The organism is Enterobacter cloacae complex sp. P12RS (assembly GCF_014895875.1).
Taxonomy (GTDB): Bacteria; Pseudomonadota; Gammaproteobacteria; order Enterobacterales; family Enterobacteriaceae; genus Enterobacter; species Enterobacter bugandensis.
The window spans coordinates 1-447 of sequence record NZ_JADBQO010000117.1 but is presented as its reverse complement, the minus strand read 5'-3'; the positions used below and the strand labels follow the sequence as shown (position 1 = coordinate 447).

Genomic DNA, 447 nt, shown 5'->3' with positions numbered 1-447 from the left:
GTCATCATCATTATGTGTAACAATTGCAATATCAATTTTTCTATCATTCAATAAATCTTTAAGCTTCTCTATAACATTCCTTCTTATCAAAAACGTTTTAGGCCCAGAATCGATTAGTATTAACGTATGTTCAAAATCCAAAAGTATGCAATCACCATGTCCCGCATCTAAAACATAAACTGCTATCATAATTATAATCCCAACCTAATATGAATTTTTAGAAATCAAACCCTATCATTACTCTAACCAGTAACAAAATGCCCCTAAATAATATGCGCCTAATTATATTTTTTCAAGATCAGCGTATACCTATTTCTGATATTTTAACTTCGCAAGGTTCATCTGTACTTTACAGTCTATTCAACATCCGTTCATTTCATTCATTGAAATGGTATAAAACTGTAGTAACAGAACCTTGTGGGGAGCAAATGCTAAATATAATTAATC

General features: G+C 30.6%; 1 pseudogene. It reads right to left on the bottom strand.

What is annotated here, in order from left to right:
• Positions 1 to 189, bottom strand: a pseudogene (locus tag IM284_RS23600) (MBL fold metallo-hydrolase); the annotation flags it as partial.
• Positions 190 to 447 lie beyond the last annotated feature (258 nt).